This window comes from Oceanimonas marisflavi, assembly GCF_003049725.1.
In the GTDB taxonomy this organism is placed as follows: domain Bacteria; phylum Pseudomonadota; class Gammaproteobacteria; order Enterobacterales; family Aeromonadaceae; genus Oceanimonas; species Oceanimonas marisflavi.
In genome coordinates this window covers 17,265-41,963 of record NZ_QAGM01000019.1, presented here as the reverse complement: position 1 = coordinate 41,963, position 24,699 = coordinate 17,265, and the positions used below count along the sequence as shown (strand labels likewise).

The window sequence follows — 24,699 nt, the reverse complement described above, 5'->3', positions numbered from 1 at the left end:
GCATTCAGCAAAGAATGTGTCTTACAGCACGGCGGCAATACCGTCACACAGGGCGTCGATATTGGCCTTGGTGATGCCGGCCACGCTGATGCGGCCCGAGCCCACGATATAGATGCCGAACTCGTCCTTCAGGCGTTCCACCTGCTCCTTGGTGAGACCGGAGAAGGAGAACATGCCGTTCTGACGGGCGATAAAGCTGAAATCGCGGTCAACACCACGGGCGGCCAGCTTTTCCACGAACAGGGTGCGCATTTCCTGAATGCGGTCACGCATTTCCGCCAGCTCGGCCTGCCAGTCGGCGTAAAGCTCGGGATCGTTGGCGATGATGGCCACCACGTTGGCGCCGTGAGACGGCGGGTTGGAGTAGTTGGCGCGAATAATGCCCTTCACCTGGCTGAAGCTGGTGTTGGCGGTCTCGGCATCCTTGGCGACCAGGGTAAAGGCACCCACGCGCTCGTTGTAAAGGCCGAAGTTCTTGGAGAAGGAGCTGGCGATCAGCAGCTCGGGGTTGTGCTTGGCAAACAGGCGCAGGCCATAGGCGTCTTCTTCGGTGCCCTGGGCAAAGCCCTGGTAGGCGAAGTCGAACATCGGCAGCCAGCCTTTTTCGGCGGACAGGGTGGCGAGTTGTTGCCACTGCTCTGCGGTGGGATCGATGCCGGTAGGGTTGTGGCAGCAACCGTGGAACAGCACCACATCGCCGGCCTTGGCGTCTTGCAGGCTGGCCAGCATGGCGTCAAAGTCCAGATCCTTGGTGTCGGCGTTGTAGTAGCCGTATTCCTTCACTTCCAGGCCGGCGGCGGTAAATACGGCGCGGTGGTTGGCCCAGGTGGGGTTGGAGATCCAGATGGTGTTGGTGTCGAGCTGGCGGGCGATAAATTCGCCGGCGATGCGCAGGGCACCGGTGCCGCCCGGCGCCTGAGCGGTGCGGGCACGCTGCTCGGCAATGATGGACGCGTCGGCGCCGAACAGCAGCTTCTGCACTACCTGACCATAGGCTTCAATGCCTTCTATGCTGAGATAGTTTTTGGTGGTTTGCTCCTGCACCAGGCGGGCCTCGGCCTTCTTCACGCAGCGCAGTACCGGGGTCTGGCCGGCTTCGTCTTTGTAGATACCAACGCCCAGGTTGATTTTGTCGGTACGGGTATCTTTACGGAACGCATCGGTCAGACCCAGAATGGGGTCGGCCGGTGCAGCAGTGACCTTCTCGAACATAGTCTTGTCAATTCCTTCTTGTAAAAGCGAGTGTGGTCGCGATGCGACGGCTGTTAGTTATATCACTTGCGCTCTGCCGCTGCCAGCGCAGGCCGCACCAGCAACCAGTAACTGGCCAGGGCCAGCCAGGCGCACAGGCTCATCACCAGGGTCATGGGCAGCGCCGACAGCGCCTGGCTGGCGTTGACGGCAAAGGTGGCCACGGCGCCCAGACCAAAACGGGTGGTGCCGGCCAGGGCCGAGGCGGTGCCCGCAGACTCGGGAAAGTGGCTGAGCAGGCCGGCCATGGCATTGGCGCCCACCAGGCTTATCTGGGCGATCAGCACCATCACCGCCGGCACCAGCGCCCACAGGCCGCCAACACCGGTAAGGCCGCAAAACAGCAGCACCACGGCGGCCAGCGCCGCCGTGATCAGCCCCGCCTTGAGCAGGCGATCGCTGCCAAGCACGGGCACCAGCCGGCTGTTGCCAAAAGTCAGCACCATCATCAGCACGATATTCAGGGCAAACAGCAGGCCGTAATGTTCAGCGGGCACTCCGTACAGTTCGATATACACCAGCGGCGAGCCGGAAATAAAGGCGAACATGGCGGCCGTGGTCATGGCGCCGCAGCCGATATAGCCCAGCGCCGCCCGGTGGCGCAGCACCCGGCCGTAATTTTGCAGCACCGGCCACAGCCGGAAGGGCTGGCGATGTTCGGGTTTCAGGGTTTCGGGAATACGCAGGGCCAGCGCCACCGACACCAGGGCGCCGATAATGGCCAGCAACACAAAAATGCTGTGCCAGTGACCCACCAGCAGCAGATAACCGCCGACGATGGGGGCCACCAGCGGCGCCAGGGTCATCACCAGGATCACCATGGACATGATGCGGGCGAACATGTCCCGCTCAAACATGTCCCGCAGCAGGGCGTTGAGCACTACGGAGCCGGCGGCGCCGCCAATGGCCTGCAGCAGCCGGAACGCCATCAGGGTTTCAATGCTGTTGGCCACCGCACAGCCAATACTGGCCAGAGTAAAGAGGCCCAGCCCTCCCAGCATCACCGGTTTACGGCCGACCGAGTCGGCCAGCGGTCCGTACAGCAGCTGGCCCAGAGCAAAGCCCGCCAGAAACACGCTGATGGTCAGCTGGGCCTGGGATACCGGCACGCCCAGATCCCGCGCTATGGTGGGCAGGCTGGGCAGATACATGTCGATGGCCAGGGGAGTGAGCCCGGCCAGGCTTGCCAGCAGCAGCAACAGGGAAACAGGCAGTGCCATAACGCCGTCCAAAAGTTACAAAAGAAACATCAGGCCATGATAGCACCGCTGGCAAGGGCGATGTCAGGGCTCGTAGGGATAAATGTGCAGCCGGGGAATGAGTGGTTCGCCTCCGATGCGTGCGGCCCGGCGCTTGCGGGTTTTGGCGGGGGGATAGTCGGTAAGGTGTGAAATGGCGGGCAATTCATCCTGACACAGCAGCAGCGGCAAGTGACCTTTGAACTGCTGCTGACGGGGCGACAGTGCATCGCTCCAGCGCACATTGACCATGGGGTGGGTTTTTACCGGACGACGCAGGCGCAGCTCTATATGGGCCGGCAGGCGTTTAACGTCGTAAATTTCCCGGTCAACGCAGGTTTGCCAGGTGTCGGCATCCACCAGCGGGGGAGGATTTTGCCGGCTTTGCATCAGTTGCGCCACCAGTCTGGTTTTATCGACCTTCTGAATGATCTGCTTGTTGGCCCAGGTAAAACCGAGCCGGGATGCGGCATGGGGCAACAGGGTAAGCTGACGGTAGACCTGCAGGGTAATCAGACCGGGAAAGGTATCGTGCACCAGGTGAAATTTTTTGTCCTTGTCGTCCAGCCGCTGCACCAGAGCGCGAAATTCCAGTTTGAGCCGGTTGATGTCCTCCACCAGGGGCGCTGTCTGCGGGCGGCTGGCGGCTGGCAGCACCACAAACCCGGGCAGTCGAAAACTGGCCTTGGCGGAGCAGTCGGGTTGAATGTGCCAGCGGGTGAAGGCGGCGAGACTGGCTTCCAGCGCGTCCTTGCCGGTTAACTGCTCCTGAATGGTGATCTGCTCGACGGGATCATGCTCCTTGCCCTGAATCACTTCCGGCAATCGGTAACAGGTGGCCCGTATGGCGGGGTGAGCGCGGAGTGCCCGGGTCAGCTCGGCCATGCCGGCCTCAAGCAAAGACAGGGTATGACGAAGTTCGGCTGCCAGTGTAAACATGAATTTATTATGCCAACATACAAATGGTGTTATCATAATAGCCAAGCCAAACAATAAAGCCAATATTCAAAAACGAAAGGTCACCAACTGGAACATTCCGACCCGAATTGCAACCACGCTTATGTCTTATGTAACATAATCTGTGCCGGTGCGAACAAGGGGATCAAAAAAAGCCAGGTACGAAATCCGTGTACCTGGCTCAGGGGAATGGCTCATTTGCTGAGCCGTGCGCTAGTAGAGACCGCCCGACGCCGGGCGCCCTCTGTGTAAATTTTAGTCTTTAATCCGTGCCTCGCCAGCCAGTAAGCCGAAAAACACGTTTTAATGAGTGGCTTGCAATTGGGAAGGGAGCTGATTACTGTATATATATACAGATAAGGAGTCCACCATGGCCGTAGAAGTTCAATATCGCGTAGTGCGAAACGGAATTGAAAAAATGACCTTTACCAATAAAAAAGAGGCGGATGCCTACGACCGTCTGCTGGATCTGGCAGAGCATATCGAAACCGTGCTGGAAGCCGCCCCGGTCGAACTGAACGAACAGGATCGTGAAGCGCTGGCGCTGTTCCTGGCCCAGCATCAGGCTGAGTTGTCCGGTCCAAAGAAAAAGCCTGCCAAAAAGACGGAAAAAACAGATAAATCCGCCGGCGACGACGTCAAGGCCGTCGCCTGATTAAATCTCATACCTAGCTATACAGGGTCCGGTACAGCCCCGGCTGCTCCAGCAGCTCGTGATGGGTGCCGGACTGACTGATTTTACCGTCTTCAAACACGATCACCCGGTCGGCCTGGCGCACCGAGCTCAGCCGGTGCGCCACTATCAGGGTGGTACGTCCCCTGAGAAAACCCGACAGCGCCTGATGCAGCCGTTGCTCGGTATCGGTATCCAGCGCCGAGGTGGCCTCGTCGAGAATGACGATGGCCGGGTCCTTCAGGATCATTCTCGCCACCGCCAGCCGCTGTTGCTGACCGCCCGACAGCCGTACCCCACGGCGGCCAATCTCGGTATCCAGCCCATGGTCCATGGCGGCGATCACCTCATCCAGCTGGGCCACTTTCAGCGCCTGCCAGATGGTCTCGTCGTCATGTTCGTCACCCAGGTTAAGGTTGGCGCGTACCGTGTCGTTGAACAACACCGGCTGTTGCAGCACGGTAGCCACATGCTCACGAATGGTAGCAAAGCCGATATCGGCACTGCTGGCGCCGCCAAAACGTATATCGCCGCTGTCGGCAGGGTAGAGTCCCAGCAGCAGCTGAATAAAGGTGGACTTGCCGCCACCGCTGGCGCCGACCAAGGCCACCTTTTCACCGGCGGCAATGCTGAGACTGACATCATCCAGCACTTTGCGCTCACCATTGTAGGAGAAGCTCAGATCCTTCACCTCTATCGGCAGGGTGGTCACGCCGGCAAACGGGTTGATGCGACCATTGGAAGAGACTTCGCCCCCCAGGGCCAGCATGGTGTTGATACGCTTGCGGGCGGCATCGGCAGCATAAAAAGAGTACTGGATGTTAAGCAGCTCCTGTACCGGACCCATCATGAACCAGAGGTAGCTGAACACCGCAAAAATCTGTCCCACGGTCAGATCCGTATACAGCACCATGATCATGCCCACGGCGCGAAACAGCTCGACGCCCGACAAAAACAGCAGAAAGCTGGCCTTGCCGGCCGCCTCACTTTTCCAGTGATATTCAATGGCGGTGTCCCGCACGCCCCGTGCCCGGTCGATCACCCGCAACAGAAAGTGGCGCTCCCGGTTGGCGGCGCGAATTTCCTGAATGCCGTCCAGAGTCTCTACCAGCGCCTGCTGAAACAGCTCAAAGGCCTTGTTTTCGTTGCGTTTGAGGTGTTTGACCTTGGAGCCCAGCCGGCTGGAAAAGAACACCACCACTGGGTTCAGCAGCAGAATAAACAGGCCCAGCTGCCAGTTCAGCAGCAACAGCACCACGGCGGTGCCCAGTACGCTCAGCAGGCTTATCAGCAACCGGCTCAGGGTTTCACCCAGAAATTTGTCGAGGGTTTCCACATCGGTGATGTAATGAGAGCTGACGCTGCCGGCGCCCACCGATTCAAAGGCGCGCATGGGAGTGCGCATCAGCTGGTGAGTCAGCCGTCGCCGGATCTGAAAGGTGATGTGCTTGGCCACATGGGCGAACTGGCGACCCTGCAGAATATTGAATACCAGTGCAAAAAAGCGCAGCAACAGGGTGATCAGCAAAACCGCCAGAATATAGCCCACGCCGGTCTGCCAGGACTCGGGCAACAGCGGGTTTATCCAGGCGATCAGGGTGCCCGGCTGCTCCAGCAGTACTTCATCCACCAGCAGCGGCATCAGCAAGGGCACCGGCACCGCCAGCAGGGTACCGGCAATGGCCAGCAGATGAGCGTTGATCAGCAGCCGCTTGTGACGGCGCATCATGCCGGTGATCACCGGCCAATGCAGAATATGGCCGTTCGACTCTTTTTTATTCATTCATCACCATCTGTGGTTTTCATTTTTACAAAGGGCAGGTAAGTTAGGCCCAAAATCGGCAACCCTGTGATCCTATGAGCGAAAAAAACGCATTTTATCAAAGCCTGACCGCCCAGGCACTGGCGCTGTGTGAAGGTGAACCCAGCCGCATTGCCAAGCTGGCGAATCTGTCCGCACTGCTGAACCTGTCTCTGGAAGATATTAACTGGGTCGGCTTCTACCTGCGCGAGCAGGAGCAGCTGGTACTGGGCCCGTTTCAGGGCAAGCCCGCCTGTGTGCGTATTCCCGTGGGAAAAGGCGTATGTGGCACCGCCGCCGCTACCGGCGAGGTGCAGCGGGTGGCGGACGTACACGCCTTTGCCGGCCACATCGCCTGCGATGCGGCCAGCAATTCGGAAATCGTGCTGCCGCTGAGCGATGAAACAGGTATCTGGGGGGTTCTCGATATCGACAGTCCCAGCCTTGAGCGCTTTGACGCCGATGATGAAGCCGGACTGTCTGCCCTGGTGCAGGCTATCAGTCCGCTGCTGTAATATGCCGGGGTCGCTTTTGTCGGTGTGCCCCTTATAATATGAAGGTTTCAACGGGCGGTGCGCCCACAGCTTTATACACCCAAGGTATTTCATGGAAAACTCCGAAAAACTGAAAAACAGCAAAGAAGTCATCGCCTATCTGGCCGAGCGCTTTCCCCAGTGCTTTATTGCAGAAGGCGAAGCCAAGCCGCTCAAGATTGGTATCTTTCAGGATCTGGCCGAGCGCATGGAAGATGATCCCCGGGTCTCCCGGACCCTGCTGCGCACCGCTCTGCGCCAGTACACCTCCAGCTGGCGTTATCTGCACGGCCTGAAGGCCGGCATGAGCCGGGTTGATCTGGACGGCAACCCTTGTGGTGAACTGACCCAGGAGCACATTGATCACGCCAAACAGGCGCTGAAAGAGAGCAAGGAAAAGGTCTTTGGTCCGCGCAAGGACAAGCCCGCCGGCAAAAAGCCCCGTCCGCGTGCCCGCAAGGTCGATCCCGCAAAACTCACCGTAGAGCAGAATGTCAAAGTATTGCTGGGCAAGTCTCCGGTTCCCGCTACCATTAAGGAAGTGACCCGGGACGATGTTCAGGTTGAACTCAAAACCGGCATGTCGGTTCGGGTCAAGTTCGATCACATAGTTCTCTGAGGAGTAGGGTTTGATCAGTCACGGAATTCGTTTTTCCCTGGCGGCCGCAGCCGTGCTGGCAGCCGGGTTGGCACAGGCGGTGCCGCCGGCCATTTCGGCCGACGCTATTCCCGCCCTGGCCCCGGAAAGTCAGCATGCGGCCGCGGCCAAGCGGATTACCGCGCTGTTCACCCGTTCTCATTACAAGCAGTTCAGGCTGGATGATGCCTTTTCGCAGTCGATTTTTGACCGCTACATCGAAAGTCTGGACTTCAGCCGTAATGTCTTTACGCAGAAAGATCTGGCGCGTTTTGAGCGTTACCGCAACAGCTTTGACGACCTGTTGCGGGCCGGACGGCTCGAGGCCGCCTTTGACATGTATAACGAGAGCCTGAAGCTTCGTTATCAACGTCTGTCTTATGCGCTTTCGTTGCTTGATACGCCCATGAGCTTTGACGGCAATGAAAGCTACCAGTTTGATCGTGCCGAGGCCGACTGGCCAGCGGATCAGCGCGAGCTGGACGAATTGTGGCGCAAGCGGGTCAAGTTCGACGCCCTGAGCCTGGCCCTGGCCGACAAAGACTGGGATGAAATCAAAACCACCCTTGCCAAGCGTTATAACAACGCCATCAAGCGGTTGTCACAAAGCGAAAGCGAAGATGCCTTTCAGAGCTTTGCCAACGCCTTTGCCCGGGCCATTGAGCCACATACCAGTTACCTGAGTCCGCGCAACGCCGAGCGCTTTGAAACCGAAATGAACCTGTCTCTTGAAGGCATCGGTGCTGTGCTTCAGGCCGAGGATGACTACACCGTTATCCGCTCTCTGGTGCCTGGCGGCCCGGCCGCCAGGTCCAGTGAGCTGCAGCCCGATGATCGTATCATCGGGGTGGGGCAGTCCGCCGACAAGATCACCGATGTGATTGGCTGGCGGCTGGATGAAGTGGTGGATCTTATCAAGGGGCCCAAAGGCACCAGGGTGTGGCTGCAAATTCAGCGGGGCCAGGCCGTGGCCACTACGCCGCGCATTGTGGAGCTGACCCGCGACACCGTGCGTCTGGAAGACAGAGCCGCCAGCGGCAAGGTGCTTGAGGTGAACGATCACCGCATTGGTGTGATTGAAATTCCCAGCTTTTACGTCAACCTGAGCACGGATGTCGCCCGGGAAATCGACAAGCTCAAACAAGAGAATATTCAGGGGCTGGTGATCGATCTGCGCGCCAATGGCGGCGGCGCCCTGACCGAAGCCTCATCGCTGACCGGCCTGTTTATCGACAGTGGTCCCGTGGTGCAGATCCGTGATGGCCTGGGCCGTATTTCCGTTAATGGTGACGATGATGATCGCATCAGTTACGACGGTCCCATGGCGGTGCTGGTGGATCGTTATTCCGCTTCGGCCTCTGAAATCTTTGCCGCTGCCATGAAAGACTATGGCCGGGCCGTGATCCTGGGCGAAAACACCTTTGGCAAGGGCACGGTACAGCAGCACCGCAGCCTGTCGCGTATTTACGATCTGTATGAAAACCCCATGGGCTTTGTGCAGTTCACCATTGCCAAGTTCTACCGTATCAACGGTGGCAGTACGCAAAACCGTGGCGTCAGTCCCGACATTCCGTTTCCGACCGCCATCAAGGCCGAAGAAACCGGTGAAAGTCTGGAGAAAAATGCCTTGCCCTGGGATCAGATAGAAAGCCTGGAGTTTACCCATGTGCGGGATCTGTCTCCCTATTTGCCGAAATTGCGCCAGCGCCATCAGGCCCGCATTGAGCAGGATCCGGAGTTTGCCTACGTCTTTGAGGATATTCGCGAGTATCAGAAGCTGAAAGACCAGAATTCCGTGTCGCTCAATCTCGCCGAACGCAAGGCCGAGCTCAATGAGCAGGATGCCAAGTCCCTGGCCCGGCTCAACGACCGCCTGCGCCGGGCCAACCAGCCACCGGTCGCCAGCCTGGACGATGCGCCCAAGGATTTTGAACCCGAAGACAGCTATCTGGAAGAAGCGGCCCGCATTACCGCCGATCTGGCAGACATGCTGGGCTGAAACCCGTCATTCCGGGGCCGTTAACACGGCCCCGTTTTTACGTCTGTATATCATTCCCTTCATCACTTAACGAGATTCACTATGAGCCAAACCCAACCTCAGGTGCAATATCGCGACGATTATCAGCCGCCCCATTACTGGATTGATACCCTGGATCTGGACATTCAGCTGCACGACACTGCCACCGAAGTGGTGGCCATCAGCCGGGTGCGCCGAAACGGTGAGCATAATGAGCCGCTGGTGCTGGATGGCGAGCAGCTGGAGCTGCTGTCGGTCTCGATCAACGGTGTTGAAACCACGCAGTTCGAGCAGGAAGAAGGCTGCCTGATCCTGCCTCAGGTACCCCAGGAATTCGTGCTGACCATCCAGAACCGCATCAATCCTGCCGCCAACACTGCTCTGGAAGGGCTGTACAAGTCCGGCGCGGCCTACTGCACCCAGTGTGAAGCGCAGGGGTTCCGTCGCATTACCTATTATCTGGACCGGCCCGATGTGCTGGCCCGCTTCAGTACCCGCATTACCGCCGACGCCTCGGCCTGTCCCTATCTGCTGTCCAACGGCAACCGGACGGGGCAGGGCATGCTCGACGATGGCCGTCACTGGGTGCAGTGGCAGGATCCGTTTCCCAAGCCGGCCTATCTGTTTGCGCTGGTGGCCGGCGACTTTGACGTACTGCGCGACAGCTATACCACCCAGAGTGGTCGCGAGGTAGCGCTGGAAATCTTTGTCGACAAGGGCAATCTGCACCGGGCCGGCCACGCCATGGACAGCCTCAAGGCCTCCATGCGCTGGGATGAGCAGCGCTGCAACCTGGAATACGATCTCGACATCTACATGATAGTGGCGGTGGACTTCTTCAACATGGGGGCCATGGAAAACAAGGGCCTGAACGTGTTCAACGCCAAGTTTGTGCTGGCTGACGCCCAGACCGCCACCGACGACGATTATCTGGACGTAGAGCGGGTGATCGGTCATGAATATTTTCATAACTGGACCGGCAACCGGGTTACCTGCCGGGACTGGTTTCAGCTTTCCCTGAAGGAAGGGCTGACGGTATTCCGGGATCAGGAGTTTTCTTCCGATCTGGGCTCCCGCACCGTCAACCGCATCGGCAACGTACGCATTATGCGCGGCCCCCAGTTTGCCGAAGACGCCGGCCCCATGGCGCACCCCATTCGTCCCGATGCGGTGATCGAGATGAACAACTTCTACACCCTCACCGTGTACGAAAAGGGCTCGGAAGTCATTCGCATGCTGCATACCCTGCTGGGTGAGCAGGCATTTCAGGCCGGCCTGGCGCTCTATCTGCAACGCCATGACGGCCAGGCCGCCACCTGCGACGACTTTGTCGCCGCCATGAGCGAGGCCAGCGGCCGGGATCTGACCCGTTTCAAACGCTGGTACGGCCAGTCGGGCACCCCGGTGCTGACGGTGCGAGACCACTACGACGCCGATACACAGGGTTATACCCTGACCGTCTGTCAGCACACGCCACCTACCCGGGATCAGCCGGAAAAACTGACCCTGCACATTCCCCTGAGCCTGGCCCTGTATACCGAACAGGGCGAGCCGGTGGCCCTGCAAATGAATGGCCAGCCTGCCGGAACCGTGCTGGATGTGCTCGACGCCGAGCAGCAGTTCGTGTTCGAGGGCGTGCCCTCCCGCCCGGTGCCGGCCCTGCTGCAGGGCTTTTCGGCCCCGGTCAAACTGGATTATCCCTACACCGACGAGCAACTGTCGTTGCTGGCCCGGGCCAGCCGGGATGAATTTGTGCGCTGGGATGCGGTACAAATGCTCATCAACAACACGGTGCGCGAGAATGTGACCCTGTTGCAGCGCCGCCAGACACCGGTGCTGCCCCGCAGCCTGCTGGATGTGTTCCGCTGTACTCTGGAAGACGAGCACATGGATCGGGCACTCAAGGCCGAAATGCTGACCCTGCCCGATGTGGGCAGTCTGCTGGAGCTGTTTGACCAGGTCGATATCGAGCAGCTTTCCGCAGTGCGCCAGCATCTGGCCCGGGAGCTCGCCGAGGCGCTCGCCCCGGCCTGGCAGCAGGCTCATGATGACAACCTGACCCCGGAATACCGCATCGAGCATCAGGACATGGCCCGCCGGGCGCTGAAAAACACCGCTCTGGGTTATCTGGCCCTGACCGGTGCGGAGCAAAAAGTGGAAAGTCAGTATAAGCATGCCGACAATATGACCGACACTCTGGGCGCCATGCGTGCGGCGGTGCGCGGCGAGCTGGACTGTCGCCATGCCATGCTGGCGGACTTTGAGCAAAAATGGCGCGAAGACGGCCTGGTGCTCGACAACTGGTTCCGCCTGCAGGCCACGGCACCGGGCGCCGATACTCTGGACCGCGTACGCGAGCTGATGAGCCACCCCACTTTCAGTCTGGCCAACCCCAACCGGGTGCGGGCGCTGATCGGTGCCTTCTGCCAGGGTAATCCGGCACAGTTTCACCGTCTCGACGGCACCGGTTACGATCTGCTGGTGGAAGTACTGGAACAGCTCAACCGCAGCAACCCTCAGGTGGCCTCGCGGCTGCTGACGCCGCTGATTCAGTTCAGCCGGCTCGATGATGCCCGCCAGGCTCTGATTCAGGAGCGCCTGAAATACCTGATGGCGCTGCCGGCGCTGTCCCGGGATCTGTATGAGAAAATCAGCAAGGCCCTGGACTGATGCGGCGGCATTACTGAACAAGCAGCCACGTCATTAAATGAAAAAGGCAGAGGGATACTCTGCCTTTTTACTTTTTGTAAGCATTAACATATTTGGTAAGCAAATATGCCATCTTTCAGAATATAAATTCATTTATACCTGATTGCGCATTGTATATATTCCGCCCAGCAGTGATCTGGTCGATACTTTCACATTCTTTCTCTTTCCTTTACTCGCTTTCCCCGAGTGCCAGGCATACACTGAGGCCATTCCAAGGGGCCAAATGACTGCTCCATTGGCTACTCTTTTCTCCATGGTCAACGCCCGCGCTCGAGGAATCCGATACCATGACTCTTAATGCCACTACTTCCATTCTGCTGGAAAACGTCGAACAACTGGTCAGCGAAAAATTTTCCGAACAAACCGCGCCCCTGGTGCAGGCCTTTGTCGGTAAACTGTACAGCGGCATGACCCACGATGATCTGCATCACCGTAACGACAGCGATCTTTACGGTGCCGCCATCACCTTGTGGAATGCCTTTGAAACCCGGCCCGATAACAGCCCTCATGTTCAGGTTTACAACCCGGAGCTGTCCCGCCATGGCTGGCAGTCGCCTCATACCATTGTCGAGCTGGTGCTGCGCGATGCCCCTTTCCAGGTGGACTCCATTCGTATGGCCCTGAGCCGCATGGGCATTACCGCCCACCTGATGCTGCATCAGCCCATGCATCTGGTGCGTGACCAGCAGGGACGGCTGGAACGCATTCTTTCCAGCAAGGACAAGGCCCGGCAAAACCGGGTGGAAACCGCCTTTCTGATTGAAATTGATCGCCAGCCCGAAGCAAAGCGGCGCGAGCAATTGCGCGACGAGTTGCTGTCGGTAGTGGAAGAAGTGGCCCTGGTGGTAGATGACTGGCAGCCGATGGTGAAAACTCTCAACGAGGTGATTGAGACGCTGCCGGCCCAGCTGGGCAAACACGACAAGCAGGATGTGAAAGAAAATCTGTCATTCCTGCACTGGGTGGCGGATCACAACTTCACCCTGATGGGCTACCGCCGTTATCACATATCTGCGATTGAAGGGGATTACGAGCTGGTGCCGGATCACGACACCAGTCTGGGGCTGATGCGCAATATTCAGCACAGCGACGGTCTGCGTTTAAGCACACTGACGCCGACTGCACAAAAGGAAGCACTCAGTCAGAATATTCTGGTGCTGACCAAGACCAACCACAAGTCCCGGGTGCACAGGCCCGCCTATATCGACTATATCGGCATCAAGCGCTTTGACAAAAAAGGCAATGTGATTGGCGAAGACCGCTTTATCGGTCTGTATGCTTCCAGCATCTATAACACCAGCGCCATGCAGATCCCGCTTATCGGCGAAAAACTGACGCGCATCATTAATGCCTCCGGGCTGGAAGCCGGCTCTCATGCCTACAAGGCGCTGCTCAATATTCTGGAAACCTACCCCCGCGATGAGCTGATCCAGGCCCGGGAAGACGAGCTGCTGGAGATCGGCATGGGCGTGCTGGGCATGCAGGAGCGGGACATGACCCGGCTGTTTGTGCGCCGGGATCTGTTTGGCCGCTTCTTTTCCTGCATGGTCTATGTCACCAAAGACAGGTACAACACCGCCCTGCGGGAAAAGACCCAGCGTATTTTTCAGCGCTATTTCGGCTCGGACGAAGAAGTGGAATTCACCACTTATTTCTCGGAAGGGGTGCTGGCCCGCACTCACTACCTGATCCGCGTGCAGAACAACACCATGGACATCAATGTGAACGAGATCCAGTCAAACCTGATCGAAGCCGCCCGCAGCTGGGACGACAAGCTGGAGCAGGCACTGTCGGCCAGCTTTGGCGAGGCTGAAGGCAACCGGCTGAAAACCAAGTATCACCAGGCCTTTCCCCGGGCCTACACCGAAGATGTGATCCCGGGTTCGGCAGTGGCCGATATTCAGCAGCTGGAAGCGCTGAGCGATGATAATCGTCTGGGCATGCTGTTTTACCGGGCCCAGGAGCAGGGCAAGGACTCAAACCGGGTGCGGCTCAAGCTCTACCACAGGGCCGAGCCCATTCACCTGTCCGATGTGCTGCCCATGCTGGAAAACCTGGGGCTGCGTGTTATTGGTGAAACCCCCTATGAAATTGACTGCGGCGAGGAAACCTTCTGGATCCTCGACTTCTCCATGCTGTATCCGCGCGGTCCGCTCGATCTGGATGTCAGCCAGCAACGCTTTCAGCAGGCCTTTGCCCAGATCTGGCGCAACGAACTTGAAAATGACGGCTTTAACCGTCTGGTGCTGGCCACCCGCCTGACCGGCCGGGAAGTGAGCGTGCTGCGTGCCTATGCCCGCTATATGCGTCAGACCGGCGTCAGCTTCAGCCAGGCCTATATCGAGGAAACCCTGTCGCGCTATCCGCACCTGGCCTGCCTGCTGTTTACGCTGTTTGAACAGCGGCTTTGCCCGTCCCATAAGCAAAGCGACAAAAAACTGCAGGCGCTGCACGGAGAACTGCTGGAGGAGCTGGACAAGGTGGCCAACCTGGACGACGACCGCATCATCCGTCGTTACATGGAAATGATTGAAGCCACCCTGCGCACCAACTTCTATCAGCCGGCGGCCGACGGTGCCGACAAGTCCTACATTTCCTTCAAAATGGCCCCCGAGTCCATCAGCGAGATGCCGCTGCCGCTGCCAAAATACGAGATTTTCGTATATTCACCGCGGGTGGAAGGGGTGCATCTGCGCTGGGGCAAGGTAGCCCGGGGTGGCCTGCGCTGGTCAGACCGGCGCGAGGACTTCCGCACCGAAGTGCTGGGCCTGGTGAAAGCGCAGCAGGTGAAAAACACCGTGATCGTGCCGGTGGGCGCCAAGGGCGGTTTTGTATGTAAACAACTGCCGGAAGGCGACCGGGCCGCTTTCCTGAAGGAAGGCCAGGACTGCTACCGTCTGTTTATTCGCGCTCTGCTCGACGTAACCGACAACATCATCAATGGTGAAGTGATCCCGCCGAACAACGTGGTGCGTCACGACGAGGACGATTACTACCTGGTGGTGGCCGCCGACAAGGGCACCGCGACCTTTTCCGACATTGCCAACGGCATCAGCGCCGAATATGGTCACTGGCTGGGCGACGCCTTTGCCTCCGGCGGCTCCGTGGGCTATGACCACAAGAAAATGGGCATTACCGCCCGGGGCGCCTGGGAGTCGGTCAAGCGTCACTTCCGTGAGCTGGACATCGACTGTCAGACCACCGACTTTACCTGTGTGGGCATCGGTGACATGGCCGGTGACGTGTTCGGTAACGGCATGTTGCTGTCGAAACACATTCGGCTGGTCGGCGCCTTTAACCACCTGCATATCTTTATCGATCCGGAGCCGGACGCCGCCAGCAGTTATGAAGAGCGTCAGCGTCTGTTCACCACGCCGGGCACCACCTGGGATGACTATAACCGGGAGCTGATTTCCGAGGGCGGCGGTGTGTTTGCCCGCTCGGCCAAGTCCATCAAGCTGTCACCCCAGATGAAAAAACTGCTGGGTACCCAGAAGGCCGCACTGACCCCCAATGAGGTCGTTCGGCACCTGCTGATGGCCCAGGTGGATCTGCTGTGGAACGGTGGCATCGGCACCTATGTGAAATCCCGCCGGGAAACCGACGCCGATGTGGGTGATCGGGCCAACGATGCGGTACGGATAAACGGTGAAGAGCTGCGCGCCCGGATTGTGGGCGAGGGCGGTAACCTGGGTTGTACCCAGCTGGGTCGTATCGAATACGCCAGCAAGGGCGGCCGCATCAACACCGACTTTACCGACAACGTGGGCGGTGTGGACTGCTCCGACAACGAAGTCAATATCAAGATCCTGCTCAACAAACTGGTGGCCGAGGGTGAGCTGACCAAAAAACACCGGGATCAGCTGCTGTTTGATATGACCGACACGGTGGCGGATATCGTACTGACCAATGCCTATCGTCAGTCCCAGACCATTTCCATTACCCAGCACAGGGGCGCTCAGGCGCTGAAGGAGCACCAGCGCTTTATGCACTGGCTGGAGCGGGAAGGTAGCCTGGATCGGGGGCTGGAATACCTGCCCAATGAAGAAGAGCTGGCCGAGCGCATGGCGGCAAACCGGGGTCTTACCCGGCCCGAGCTGGCCATTCTGGTGGCCTACGGCAAGATGGTGCTGAAGGACATGCTCAATATTCCCGAGATCACCAGTAACGACTATATCGCCCGCCTGCTGCCGGACAGCATGCCGGAGAAACTGGTGGCCAAGTTTGGTGATGCGCTGATGGAGCATCCCCTGCGCAGCGAGATCATTGCCACCCGTCTGGCCAATATCATGGTTAACGACATGGGCTGCAACTTCGCCAACCGCATGCTCGACGAGACCGGTGCCAGCATCGGCGACATTGCCGTCAGCTTTATGATTGCCCGGGAAGTGTTCGGCCTGGACCGGCTGCTGCGCGATATCGAGGCCCTGGACAACAAGGTGCCGGCCAAGCTGCAGTTGCAGATGTTTTACCAGTGCCGCCGCATGGTGCGCCGCGCCACCCGCTGGTTCCTGCGTAACCGTAATCGCAACCAGGGGCTGGAAGAAACCATTGCCCAGTTCAAGCCTGCTTACGACACCCTTGCCAACCATTTGTATGACGTCATGGTGGAGAGAGAAGTAACCGAGCATAAAAATGACGTGGCCAGGCTGGTAGAGCAGGGGGTTCCCGAGTCTCTCGCCGCCCGGGTCATGCACATGAGCACCCTGTTTTCGGCACTGGATCTCGCCCAGATCAGCCATGAGCATCAGCAGGGCATTCAGGGAGCCGCTCGGGTGTATTTCCACCTGGGAGCCGAACTCGAGCTGCACTGGTTCCTGGAGCAGATCAACCAGCAGGCGGTGGGCAACCACTGGCAGGCGCTGGCCCGGGCGTCGTTCCGGGAAGATCTGGACTTCCAGCAGCGCAGCCTGACTTCCGTGGTGCTGAAAAACTGTAAAGAAAAAGGAGCATGCGATATCATGCTGACCCAGTGGCTTGATGAGCATGCGCAGCTGCTCAACCGCTGGCGACACCTGTTGGCAGACTTTAAAACCTCCGGCAGCCATGAATTTGCTCAGTTCTCCGTCGCCCTGCGCGAACTGAACCTGCTGCATCTCAATTGTGTGAACGCCGTCTGATCAGGCGGCCACAACAAAAGCCCCGGCCATGACCGGGGCTTTTTTATAAGGAAACAAATCGTGTACTCCCTGGTAAAACCTCTGCTGTTTCAGTGTGATCCCGAACACGCCCACGAACTGACCATCAAGGCACTGGCGAAAACCCAGCGCACCCCGCTGGAAGCCCTGTACCGCCGCCGGCCGGTCAACAACCCGGTTGAGCTGATGGGGCTGACCTTCAGCAATCCGGTCGGCCTGGCCGCCGGCCTCGACAAGAACGGTGAATGTATCGACGCCTTTGCCGCCATGGGCTTTGGCTTTGTGGAAGTAGGCACGGTGACGCCCCGGCCCCAGGACGGCAACCCCAAACCCCGGCTGTTTCGGGTGAAGCCCGCCGAAGGCATTATCAACCGCATGGGCTTTAACAACCGGGGCATTGATTACCTGATCGAAAACGTTAAACAGTCCCGCTATAACGGCATTCTCGGCATTAATATCGGCAAGAACAAGGACACCCCCATTGAGCATGGCAAGGACGATTACCTGATCTGCATGGAAAAGTCCTATGAGCATGCCAGCTACATTACCGTGAACATTTCTTCGCCCAATACGCCGGATCTGCGCTCACTGCAATATGGCGATGCCCTGGATGATCTGCTGGGCTCATTAAAGGAAAAGCAGGCGCAACTGGCCGAAAAACATCACAAGCAGGTGCCGCTGGTGGTGAAAATTGCTCCGGATCTGAATGAAGAGGAAATCGAGCAGATCGCCGACAGTCTGGTGCGTTTTAATATCGACGGTGTTATCGCCACCAATACCACCCTGGATCGGGAGCTGGTGTTTGAGCTGCCCCACGCCGGGGAAGCCGGCGGACTCAGCGGCCGGCCGGTGCAGAACAAAAGCACTCAGGTGATCGCCGAGCTGTCGCGCCGGCTCGATGGCAAGCTGCCCATTATCGGGGTAGGGGGCATTGATTCACTCACCGCCGCCCGGGAAAAAATGGCCGCCGGCGCCAGCCTGGTGCAGGTGTATTCCGGCTTTATTTATCACGGCCCCTCCCTGGTTCAGAACCTGGCCCGTCATTTGTAATCCGTAAAACAGAAGCAACATTTGCCCTCGGTGCAAAAATTCAATATATAGTGAAGTATCGGGGGTAAATTTTCTGCTTTCACAAGGTGAGTGAATGTTATTACAACCAAATGATCACTGGTGCTGGTTTATCGGAGAAGATCGCCACCTGATGCTGGACCTGGGAGAGGACATCTTGTTCGCCACTCCCTACCCGCAAAAAAAACTGATCTGTGCCGACCAGTTACGCCAGAATTTCTCGGTGGAAGACACCGGTCTTTATTACACCTTTCTCGACAAACTCAGCTGTGTGGCAACAGAGTCGCGGCGGATACAGGCCGCGCTGAATGCAGTGGCCGTGGCCCGCTTCTACAAGCCGCTGATGCCCCAGAGCTGGTTTTTTGAGCCGCAGGCCGATTATCACCGGCCACAGCTGGGCGAACTGATCGGTCTGGACTGCGGTGAGCGCCAGCTGACCATGATGGTGGTGGAAACGTCGCCATCGGCGTCCCTGTGCATTTCCCTGTCGGCCGATGTGGTACTGAACGGCGCAAAGAAATTGCCGGTATTTGGTGCCATCAAGGTGATGAACGACAGGTTGTTCAGTCTGGAAACGAATGAAGGAATTCAGGATATACGTCGGGTCGGCTGAGGCCGGCCGGTATTGCTGTATAAGGAAGGTAAAGCGTCTTGCCGCAAGGGCAGGGGAATAAAAGTATCACCGGATTGGTTGCGGGAGCCGGATTTGAACCGACGACCTTCGGGTTATGAGCCCGACGAGCTACCAGGCTGCTCCATCCCGCGGCCGGTGTAATACTTAAAACTTCATTGCGCATATCAGTTGGTTGCGGGAGCCGGATTTGAACCGACGACCTTCGGGTTATGAGCCCGACGAGCTACCAGGCTGCTCCATCCCGCGCCAGTAACTGAACATGCTGTTGTGTCGTTGGTGTTAACCAATTGGTTGCGGGAGCCGGATTTGAACCGACGACCTTCGGGTTATGAGCCCGACGAGCTACCAGGCTGCTCCATCCCGCGGCCGGTAACACTTCAACGTACACTGTCTGAGAACTGGTTGCGGGAGCCGGATTTGAACCGACGACCTTCGGGTTATGAGCCCGACGAGCTACCAGGCTGCTCCATCCCGCGTCCTCAGGTGGTGCATATTAGTGATCCGGCTCACCAAAGGCAAGCCCTTGTTTGAAACTTTATTTTGTTTGCTCGTTAAACCAGCGGTATGTTTGTCTGTTGCGCACATTGCGTTTATTTTGTCCGCTTATGGCCTTTCTGGCTCCCATTAATCCGCAGAAATCACGTCTGCACTCATGTATAATGTGCCCTCTCTTTTGTCTGACCATGCGTGATTATGCTGCCGTTTTTTGCTACCTGCCCGAAGGGCCTGGAATCCTTACTCTCCGACGAACTGCAAGCCTTTGGCGCCAGCCAGCTGCAGGAAACCGTGGCCGGTGTTGCCTTTCAGGGTGAACTGGAGGTGGCCTACCGGGCCTGCCTGTGGTCGCGCCTGGCCTCGCGCATTATGCTGCAGCTGGCCGACTTCCCCATGCGCGACGACATGGATCTCTATCTCGGCGCCAGCAACGTGGAGTGGGAAAAGCACATTCAGGAGGGGCAGACCTTTGCGGTGGACTTTTCCGGCAGCAACCGGGCCATTACCAACACTCAATATGGTGCCCTCAAGATAAAGGACGCCATCGTGGATCGCCTGAGCAAGCGCCGGGGCGAGCGCCCCAACGTGGACAAGCGCTTTCCCGATATTCGCATTCTGGCTCACCTGAAGCGGGAACGCCTGAGCATTACCCTTGACCTGTCCGGCCCGGCGCTGCACCAGCGTGGCTATCGTCAGCAGGCGGGGGAAGCGCCGCTCAAGGAAAACCTGGCCGCCGCCATTCTGCTGCGCAGTGGCTGGGACAAAACCCGCCCGCTGGTGGATCCCATGTGTGGTTCCGGCACCCTTCTTATAGAAGCAGCCTTGATGGCGGCCGATCAGGCACCGGGCCTGCTGCGCCCGCGTTTTGGCTTTATGGCCTGGTCCGGCCACGATCGCGAGCTGTGGCAAAGTCTGCATGCCGAGGCCACGGTGCGCGCCAGCCGCGGCCTGAACAAGGCCGAGGCGGTGATCCATGGCTTTGATCAGGACAAGCGGGTGCTGGGCTTTGCCCGGGAAAACGCCGAGGCGGCCGGGGTGGAGCGGTTGATCCACTTTACTCAAGGGGCCGTGGGTGAGCTGCAAAACCCGAGCGAGCTACCGGGCTGGCTGATTTCCAACCCGCCCTATGGTGAGCGCTTGAGCGAATTTCCGTCGCTGCTGGGCCTGCACCAGGGCCTGGGCGACACCCTGAGGGAGCAGTTCAAGGGCTGGCACGTGAGCCTGATTTCCAGCTCCCCCGAGCTGCTCAGCTGCCTGCGCCTGCGCCCGGAAAAAACCTACAAGCTGTTTAACGGCGCCCTGGCCTGTGAGCTGCGTAACTACCTGATTGCCGAAGACGCCCGGCCGGCACGGCCGCTGGCGGAAGACTTTGCCAACCGGCTGACCAAGAACATCAAGGCCCTGGACAAGTGGGCAAGGGGCGAGGGCATTGACTGCTATCGCCTCTACGATGCCGATCTGCCGGAATACAACGCCGCCATCGACCGTTATCAGGATCACCTGGTGATTCAGGAATACGCCGCGCCCAAGAGCGTGCCCGAGCACAAGGCCCGGGCCCGCTTCTTTGATCTGGTGCAGGCCACCATGACGGTGACCGGCGTGCCCGGCAGCAAGGTGGTGCTCAAGGTGCGCGCCCGCCAGAAGGGCAATGAGCAATATGAAAAGCTCGACAAGCGCGAGCAGTGGATGGAAGTGCAGGAGCACAATGCCCGGCTGCTGGTGAACCTGCACGATTATCTGGACACCGGCCTGTTTCTGGATCACAGACCCATTCGCAAACGTCTGGGCGAGCTTGCCAGGGGCAAGGACGTGCTCAACGTGTTCGCCTACACCGGCACCGCCACCGTGCATGCGGCCTTGGGCGGTGCCCGCTCCACCACCACGGTGGACATGTCCAGAACCTACCTCGGCTGGGCCGAACGCAATATGCAGCTGAACGGCATGAACGACCGCCGGCATCAGTATGTACAGGCCGACTGCCTGAGCTGGCTGGCAAATACCGGCGGCGATTATGATCTGATCTTCGCCGATCCGCCGACCTTCTCCAACTCCAAACGCATGGAAGACAGTTTTGACGTACAGCGGGATCACCTGGAGTTGCTGCAGCTGCTGAGCAAGCACCTGCGCAAGGGCGGCCTGCTGATTTTCTCCAACAACAAGCGCAACTTTAAAATGGATCAGGACGGCCTGGCGGCCCTGGGGCTGGAAGCCAAAGACATCACCCGCTCCAGCCTGCCCAAGGACTTTGCCCGCAACCCGCATATTCACAACTGCTGGGAAATTCGCTGGAGTGAGCAATGAGCCTGACGCTGTTTTCCACCGACGGCTGCCATTTGTGCGAGCAGGCCTGGAGCCTGCTTGAGCAGACCGGGCTGGCCGCCGGCACCGAGATAAAAGACATCATCGACAACGACCAGTGGCTGGACGCCTACCGCATTCGCATTCCGGTGGTCCGCCGGGCCGACGGCGCCGAGCTGGACTGGCCCTTTACCGCCGATGACCTTATTGCATTTAATCAGGAACAATCATGAGTCTGCTTACCCTGCAAAACGCCCTGCTGGCCTACGGTGACGCGCCGCTGCTGGACGGGGTGGAGCTTAACATTCAGGCCGGCGAGCGGCTGTGTATCGTCGGCCGCAACGGTGCCGGCAAATCCACCTTGATGAAGGTGATTGCCGGCGACATTCAGCTCGACGACGGTCGCCGCCAGGTACAGCAGGACGTGGTCATCGCCCGGCTGGAGCAGGACCCGCCCCAGGTGGACGACGATCAGACGGTATTTGACTATGTCTCCGCCGGCCTGGCCGAACTGGGCGAGCTGCTGGCCTGCTATCATCACCAGCTGGAAAAGGTCAGCCACGACAGCTCGGAAAAAGCCATGAACGAACTGATGCGGCTGCAGGAGCAGGTGGAGCACGCCAACGGCTGGCAGTTCGATACCCGCATCAACCAGAGCCTGACCCTGCTGGGCCTGAACGGCGACACCCGGCTCAAGGACTTGTCCGGTGGCTGGCTGCGCAAGGTGGCCCTGGCCCGGGCGCTGGCCAACGATCCCGACATTCTGCTGCTGGACGAGCCCACCAACCACCTGGACATCGACGCCATCGCCTGGCTGGAAAACTTTCTGGTGGAGTTTCGCGGCGCCATTGTGTTTATCAGCCACGACCGCGCCTTTATTCGCAAGATGGCCACCCGCATTCTCGATCTCGACCGGGGCAAACTGTCCAGCTGGCCCGGCAACTACGACGACTATCTGGTCAACAAGGAAGAAGCCCTGCGGGTGGAAGCGGAGCAGAACGCCCTGTTCGACAAGCGTCTGGCCCAGGAAGAAGCCTGGATCCGCCAGGGCATCAAGGCCCGCCGCACCCGTAACGAAGGCCGGGTGAGGGCACTGAAGGCGCTGCGCAATGAGCGCAGTCAGCGCCGGGAAAGCCTGGGCAAGGTCTCCGTTACCCTGGATGACGTACGCCGCTCGGGCAAAATCGTGTTTGAAGCCGAACACCTTGGCTTTGACTATGAAGGCAAGAAGCTTATCAGTGACTTTTCCGCCCTGGTGCAGCGGGGCGACAAAATCGCCCTGGTCGGCCCCAACGGCTGCGGCAAAAGTACCCTGATCAAACTGCTGCTGGGCAGGCTGCAGCCCAAGCAAGGCACACTCAAGTGCGGCACCAAGCTGGACGTGGCCTACTTTGATCAGTACCGGGAGCAACTCGATCCCGAGCGCACCGTGATGGACAACCTGGCCGATGGCAAGCAGGAAGTGGAAGTGGGCGGCCGCTCCCGCCATGTGCTGGGCTACCTGCAGGATTTTCTGTTTGAGCCCAAGCGCGCCCGCACCCCGGTAAAGGCGCTGTCCGGCGGCGAGAAAAACCGCCTGCTGCTGGCCCGGCTGTTTCTGAAACCCAGCAACCTGCTGGTGCTCGACGAGCCCACCAACGATCTGGACGTGGAAACCCTAGAGCTGCTGGAAGAGCTGCTGGCCGACTATCAGGGTACCCTGCTGCTGGTAAGCCACGACCGGGACTTTATCGACAACACCGCCACGCACTGCTGGACCTTTGACGGCAAGGGCGGGGTGGAAGAATTCGTGGGCGGTTACCAGGACATGCTGGCCCAGCGCGGACGTCAGGCCGAAGCCGTGCCGGCACCGCTCAAGGCGGAAAAAGCCGCCCCGGCCAAATCCCAGAAGCCCAAGCCCGCTTCCGGCAAAAAGCTGTCCTACAAACAGCAGCAGGAGCTGAACGGCCTGCCGGCCCGTCTTGAGCAGCTGGAGCAGCAGATTGAAGCCCTGCAGCAGGAAATCAACGGTCCGGACTTTTTCACTCAGGCCGAAGACGTGACCCAGGAAAAACTGCAGCAGCTGGCCGCGGTGGAAAACGAGCTGGAAGAGGCCTTTGCCCGCTGGGAAGAGCTGGAGGAGCTGGCCGCGGGATAACCCTGTTTTTTCTGCCACAGCCACTCAGTCATGCCGGCCCTCGAAAGCCGGCATTTTTGTAGCCGTCGAGTGATCAAGATCACACTTCACGGCTTTCTGATTTCATCAAAACTTCATAAATATCAGTCGCTAAATACACAGGCTGACCTATGCTCAAAAATTCCCCCTTGAGATCTCTGCGTAACTCATCTATCAATTAAGTGCGGCAGGACGAAATAGGCCGTGCACTTTTTGTTGATTAAACGAGGGTAATACCTATGAAGAGACAAAAACGTGACCGTTTGGAAAGAGCGCGTACCCGCGGTTACCAAGCTGGAGTCAGTGGACGTTCCAAAGAGCAGTGCCCCTACACCGATTTCGATGCCAAAGGCCATTGGTTAGGCGGCTGGCGAGATGCCATGGAAGACAAAGGTTCCGGCCTCTTCATCAAGTAACAAGCATTCATCATCAACAAAAAGGCCCCGCAACTGCGGGGCCTTAACGTTTTATTCATCACCGATTAAATCAGAAGGTGGAGGTGTCGGTAAACAGACCCACTTTCAGATCCTTGGCTTCATAGATGGGACGACCATCCACTTCCACCACGCCATCGGCGATGCCCATGATCAGCTTGCGCCAGATCACCCGCTTCAGGGTAATTTTGTAGGTGACCTTCTTGGCGGTCGGCAGGATCTGACCGGTGAACTTCACTTCACCCACACCCAGGGCACGGCCCTTGCCGGGGCCGCCTTTCCAGCCCAGGAAAAAACCCACCAGCTGCCACATGGCATCCAGCCCCAGACAACCGGGCATCACCGGGTCGCCGGGAAAGTGGCAGTCAAAAAACCACAGGTCGGGAGTGATATCCAGCTCGGCCAGGATTTCGCCCTTGCCATGCTCGCCGCCTTCGTCGCTGATGTGCAGGATACGATCCATCATCAGCATGTTGGGGGCGGGAAGCTGACTGTTGCCGGGACCAAACAGTTCGCCCTGGCTGCAGGCCAGCAGTTCTTCTCTGGTAAAGCTGTGTTTACCCAGTTCTTTTTGTGAAGGCATTTCACTCTTCCGTTTTTCATCGGGCACAAAAGGCCCGGGTGTAAAATTGGCGTCACTTTAGCGAACAGCTGTGCGCCC

Annotated in this window: 17 protein-coding genes and 4 tRNA genes; 12 read left to right on the top strand and 9 right to left on the bottom strand. The window is 58.6% G+C overall.

Features of this window, described 5'->3' with window-relative positions:
* Positions 1-21 precede the first annotated feature (21 nt).
* From DA373_RS12135 to DA373_RS12125, 3 genes are all read right to left on the bottom strand, one after another.
* Complete coding sequence (locus tag DA373_RS12135) at positions 22-1,212, bottom strand: amino acid aminotransferase (RefSeq protein WP_107852577.1); 1,191 nt, start codon at positions 1,210-1,212, stop codon at positions 22-24.
* Positions 1,213-1,274: 62 nt separating this feature from the next.
* On the bottom strand, positions 1,275-2,471 hold the full coding sequence (locus DA373_RS12130; protein ID WP_107852576.1) for a Bcr/CflA family multidrug efflux MFS transporter: 1,197 nt from the start codon (positions 2,469-2,471) through the stop codon (positions 1,275-1,277).
* A gap of 63 nt (positions 2,472-2,534) precedes the next feature.
* Entirely contained in the window at positions 2,535-3,428 is an 894-nt protein-coding gene (locus tag DA373_RS12125) for a DNA replication terminus site-binding protein (RefSeq protein ID WP_107852575.1), read from the bottom strand.
* 388 nt (positions 3,429-3,816) lie between these two features.
* Between DA373_RS12125 and DA373_RS12120 the strand changes: the two genes are divergently transcribed.
* Positions 3,817-4,101, top strand: coding sequence for a YebG family protein (locus DA373_RS12120; RefSeq protein ID WP_107852574.1), 285 nt, complete (start codon positions 3,817-3,819; stop codon positions 4,099-4,101).
* A 13-nt stretch (positions 4,102-4,114) separates the two neighbouring features.
* Here the strand turns inward: DA373_RS12120 and DA373_RS12115 are convergent, their stop codons facing one another.
* Positions 4,115-5,902 carry an ABC transporter ATP-binding protein gene (locus DA373_RS12115; RefSeq protein WP_107852573.1) on the bottom strand — a complete coding sequence of 596 codons (1,788 nt, stop codon included), beginning with the start codon at positions 5,900-5,902 and terminating at the stop codon, positions 4,115-4,117.
* Between the two features lie 74 nt (positions 5,903-5,976).
* Here DA373_RS12115 and DA373_RS12110 point away from each other — a divergent pair, with 74 nt between their 5' ends.
* The 7 genes from DA373_RS12110 (at position 5,977) to DA373_RS12080 (ending at position 18,635) form a co-directional block, all read left to right on the top strand.
* Positions 5,977-6,435, top strand: coding sequence for a GAF domain-containing protein (locus DA373_RS12110; RefSeq protein ID WP_107852572.1), 459 nt, complete (start codon positions 5,977-5,979; stop codon positions 6,433-6,435).
* Positions 6,436-6,526: 91 nt separating this feature from the next.
* Positions 6,527-7,072, top strand: coding sequence for an RNA chaperone ProQ (proQ, locus tag DA373_RS12105; RefSeq protein ID WP_107852571.1), 546 nt, complete (start codon positions 6,527-6,529; stop codon positions 7,070-7,072).
* 10 nt (positions 7,073-7,082) lie between these two features.
* Complete coding sequence (gene prc, locus DA373_RS12100) at positions 7,083-9,089, top strand: carboxy terminal-processing peptidase (protein WP_107852570.1); 2,007 nt, start codon at positions 7,083-7,085, stop codon at positions 9,087-9,089.
* Between the two features lie 81 nt (positions 9,090-9,170).
* Positions 9,171-11,777 carry an aminopeptidase N gene (gene pepN, locus DA373_RS12095; RefSeq protein ID WP_107852569.1) on the top strand — a complete coding sequence of 869 codons (2,607 nt, stop codon included), beginning with the start codon at positions 9,171-9,173 and terminating at the stop codon, positions 11,775-11,777.
* A gap of 326 nt (positions 11,778-12,103) precedes the next feature.
* Positions 12,104-16,936, top strand: a complete 4,833-nt coding sequence (locus DA373_RS12090) for an NAD-glutamate dehydrogenase (protein ID WP_107852568.1) — start codon at positions 12,104-12,106, stop codon at positions 16,934-16,936.
* 57 nt (positions 16,937-16,993) lie between these two features.
* Complete coding sequence (pyrD, locus tag DA373_RS12085) at positions 16,994-18,004, top strand: quinone-dependent dihydroorotate dehydrogenase (RefSeq protein ID WP_107852567.1); 1,011 nt, start codon at positions 16,994-16,996, stop codon at positions 18,002-18,004.
* A 94-nt stretch (positions 18,005-18,098) separates the two neighbouring features.
* Positions 18,099-18,635: a cell division protein ZapC gene (locus tag DA373_RS12080; RefSeq protein WP_107852566.1), complete on the top strand. Its 537-nt coding sequence runs from the start codon at positions 18,099-18,101 to the stop codon at positions 18,633-18,635.
* 75 nt (positions 18,636-18,710) lie between these two features.
* Here DA373_RS12080 and DA373_RS12075 read toward each other — a convergent pair.
* The 4 genes from DA373_RS12075 to DA373_RS12060 all read right to left on the bottom strand — a co-directional run bounded on the left by DA373_RS12075 (position 18,711) and on the right by DA373_RS12060 (position 19,132).
* Positions 18,711-18,787, bottom strand: a tRNA-Met gene (locus tag DA373_RS12075).
* 38 nt (positions 18,788-18,825) lie between these two features.
* A tRNA-Met gene (locus tag DA373_RS12070) sits at positions 18,826-18,902 on the bottom strand.
* 42 nt (positions 18,903-18,944) lie between these two features.
* Positions 18,945-19,021, bottom strand: a tRNA-Met gene (locus DA373_RS12065).
* Positions 19,022-19,055: 34 nt separating this feature from the next.
* Positions 19,056-19,132: transfer RNA gene (locus DA373_RS12060), tRNA-Met, on the bottom strand.
* A 217-nt stretch (positions 19,133-19,349) separates the two neighbouring features.
* Here DA373_RS12060 and rlmKL point away from each other — a divergent pair.
* From rlmKL to rmf, 4 genes are all read left to right on the top strand, one after another.
* Complete coding sequence (rlmKL, locus tag DA373_RS12055) at positions 19,350-21,452, top strand: bifunctional 23S rRNA (guanine(2069)-N(7))-methyltransferase RlmK/23S rRNA (guanine(2445)-N(2))-methyltransferase RlmL (protein ID WP_107852565.1); 2,103 nt, start codon at positions 19,350-19,352, stop codon at positions 21,450-21,452.
* The gene (locus tag DA373_RS12050; RefSeq protein WP_107852564.1) at positions 21,449-21,682 is read left to right on the top strand and encodes a glutaredoxin family protein; all 234 of its coding nucleotides are present in this window, start codon (positions 21,449-21,451) and stop codon (positions 21,680-21,682) included. The genes rlmKL and DA373_RS12050 overlap by 4 nt, the downstream gene beginning before the upstream one ends.
* Positions 21,679-23,586, top strand: coding sequence for an ATP-binding cassette ATPase Uup (gene uup / locus DA373_RS12045; protein WP_107852563.1), 1,908 nt, complete (start codon positions 21,679-21,681; stop codon positions 23,584-23,586). The genes DA373_RS12050 and uup overlap by 4 nt, the downstream gene beginning before the upstream one ends.
* A gap of 257 nt (positions 23,587-23,843) precedes the next feature.
* Positions 23,844-24,020 carry a ribosome modulation factor gene (gene rmf / locus DA373_RS12040; RefSeq protein ID WP_107852562.1) on the top strand — a complete coding sequence of 59 codons (177 nt, stop codon included), beginning with the start codon at positions 23,844-23,846 and terminating at the stop codon, positions 24,018-24,020.
* A gap of 70 nt (positions 24,021-24,090) precedes the next feature.
* Here the strand turns inward: rmf and fabA are convergent, their stop codons facing one another.
* On the bottom strand, positions 24,091-24,621 hold the full coding sequence (gene fabA / locus DA373_RS12035; protein ID WP_107852561.1) for a 3-hydroxyacyl-[acyl-carrier-protein] dehydratase FabA: 531 nt from the start codon (positions 24,619-24,621) through the stop codon (positions 24,091-24,093).
* Positions 24,622-24,699 lie beyond the last annotated feature (78 nt).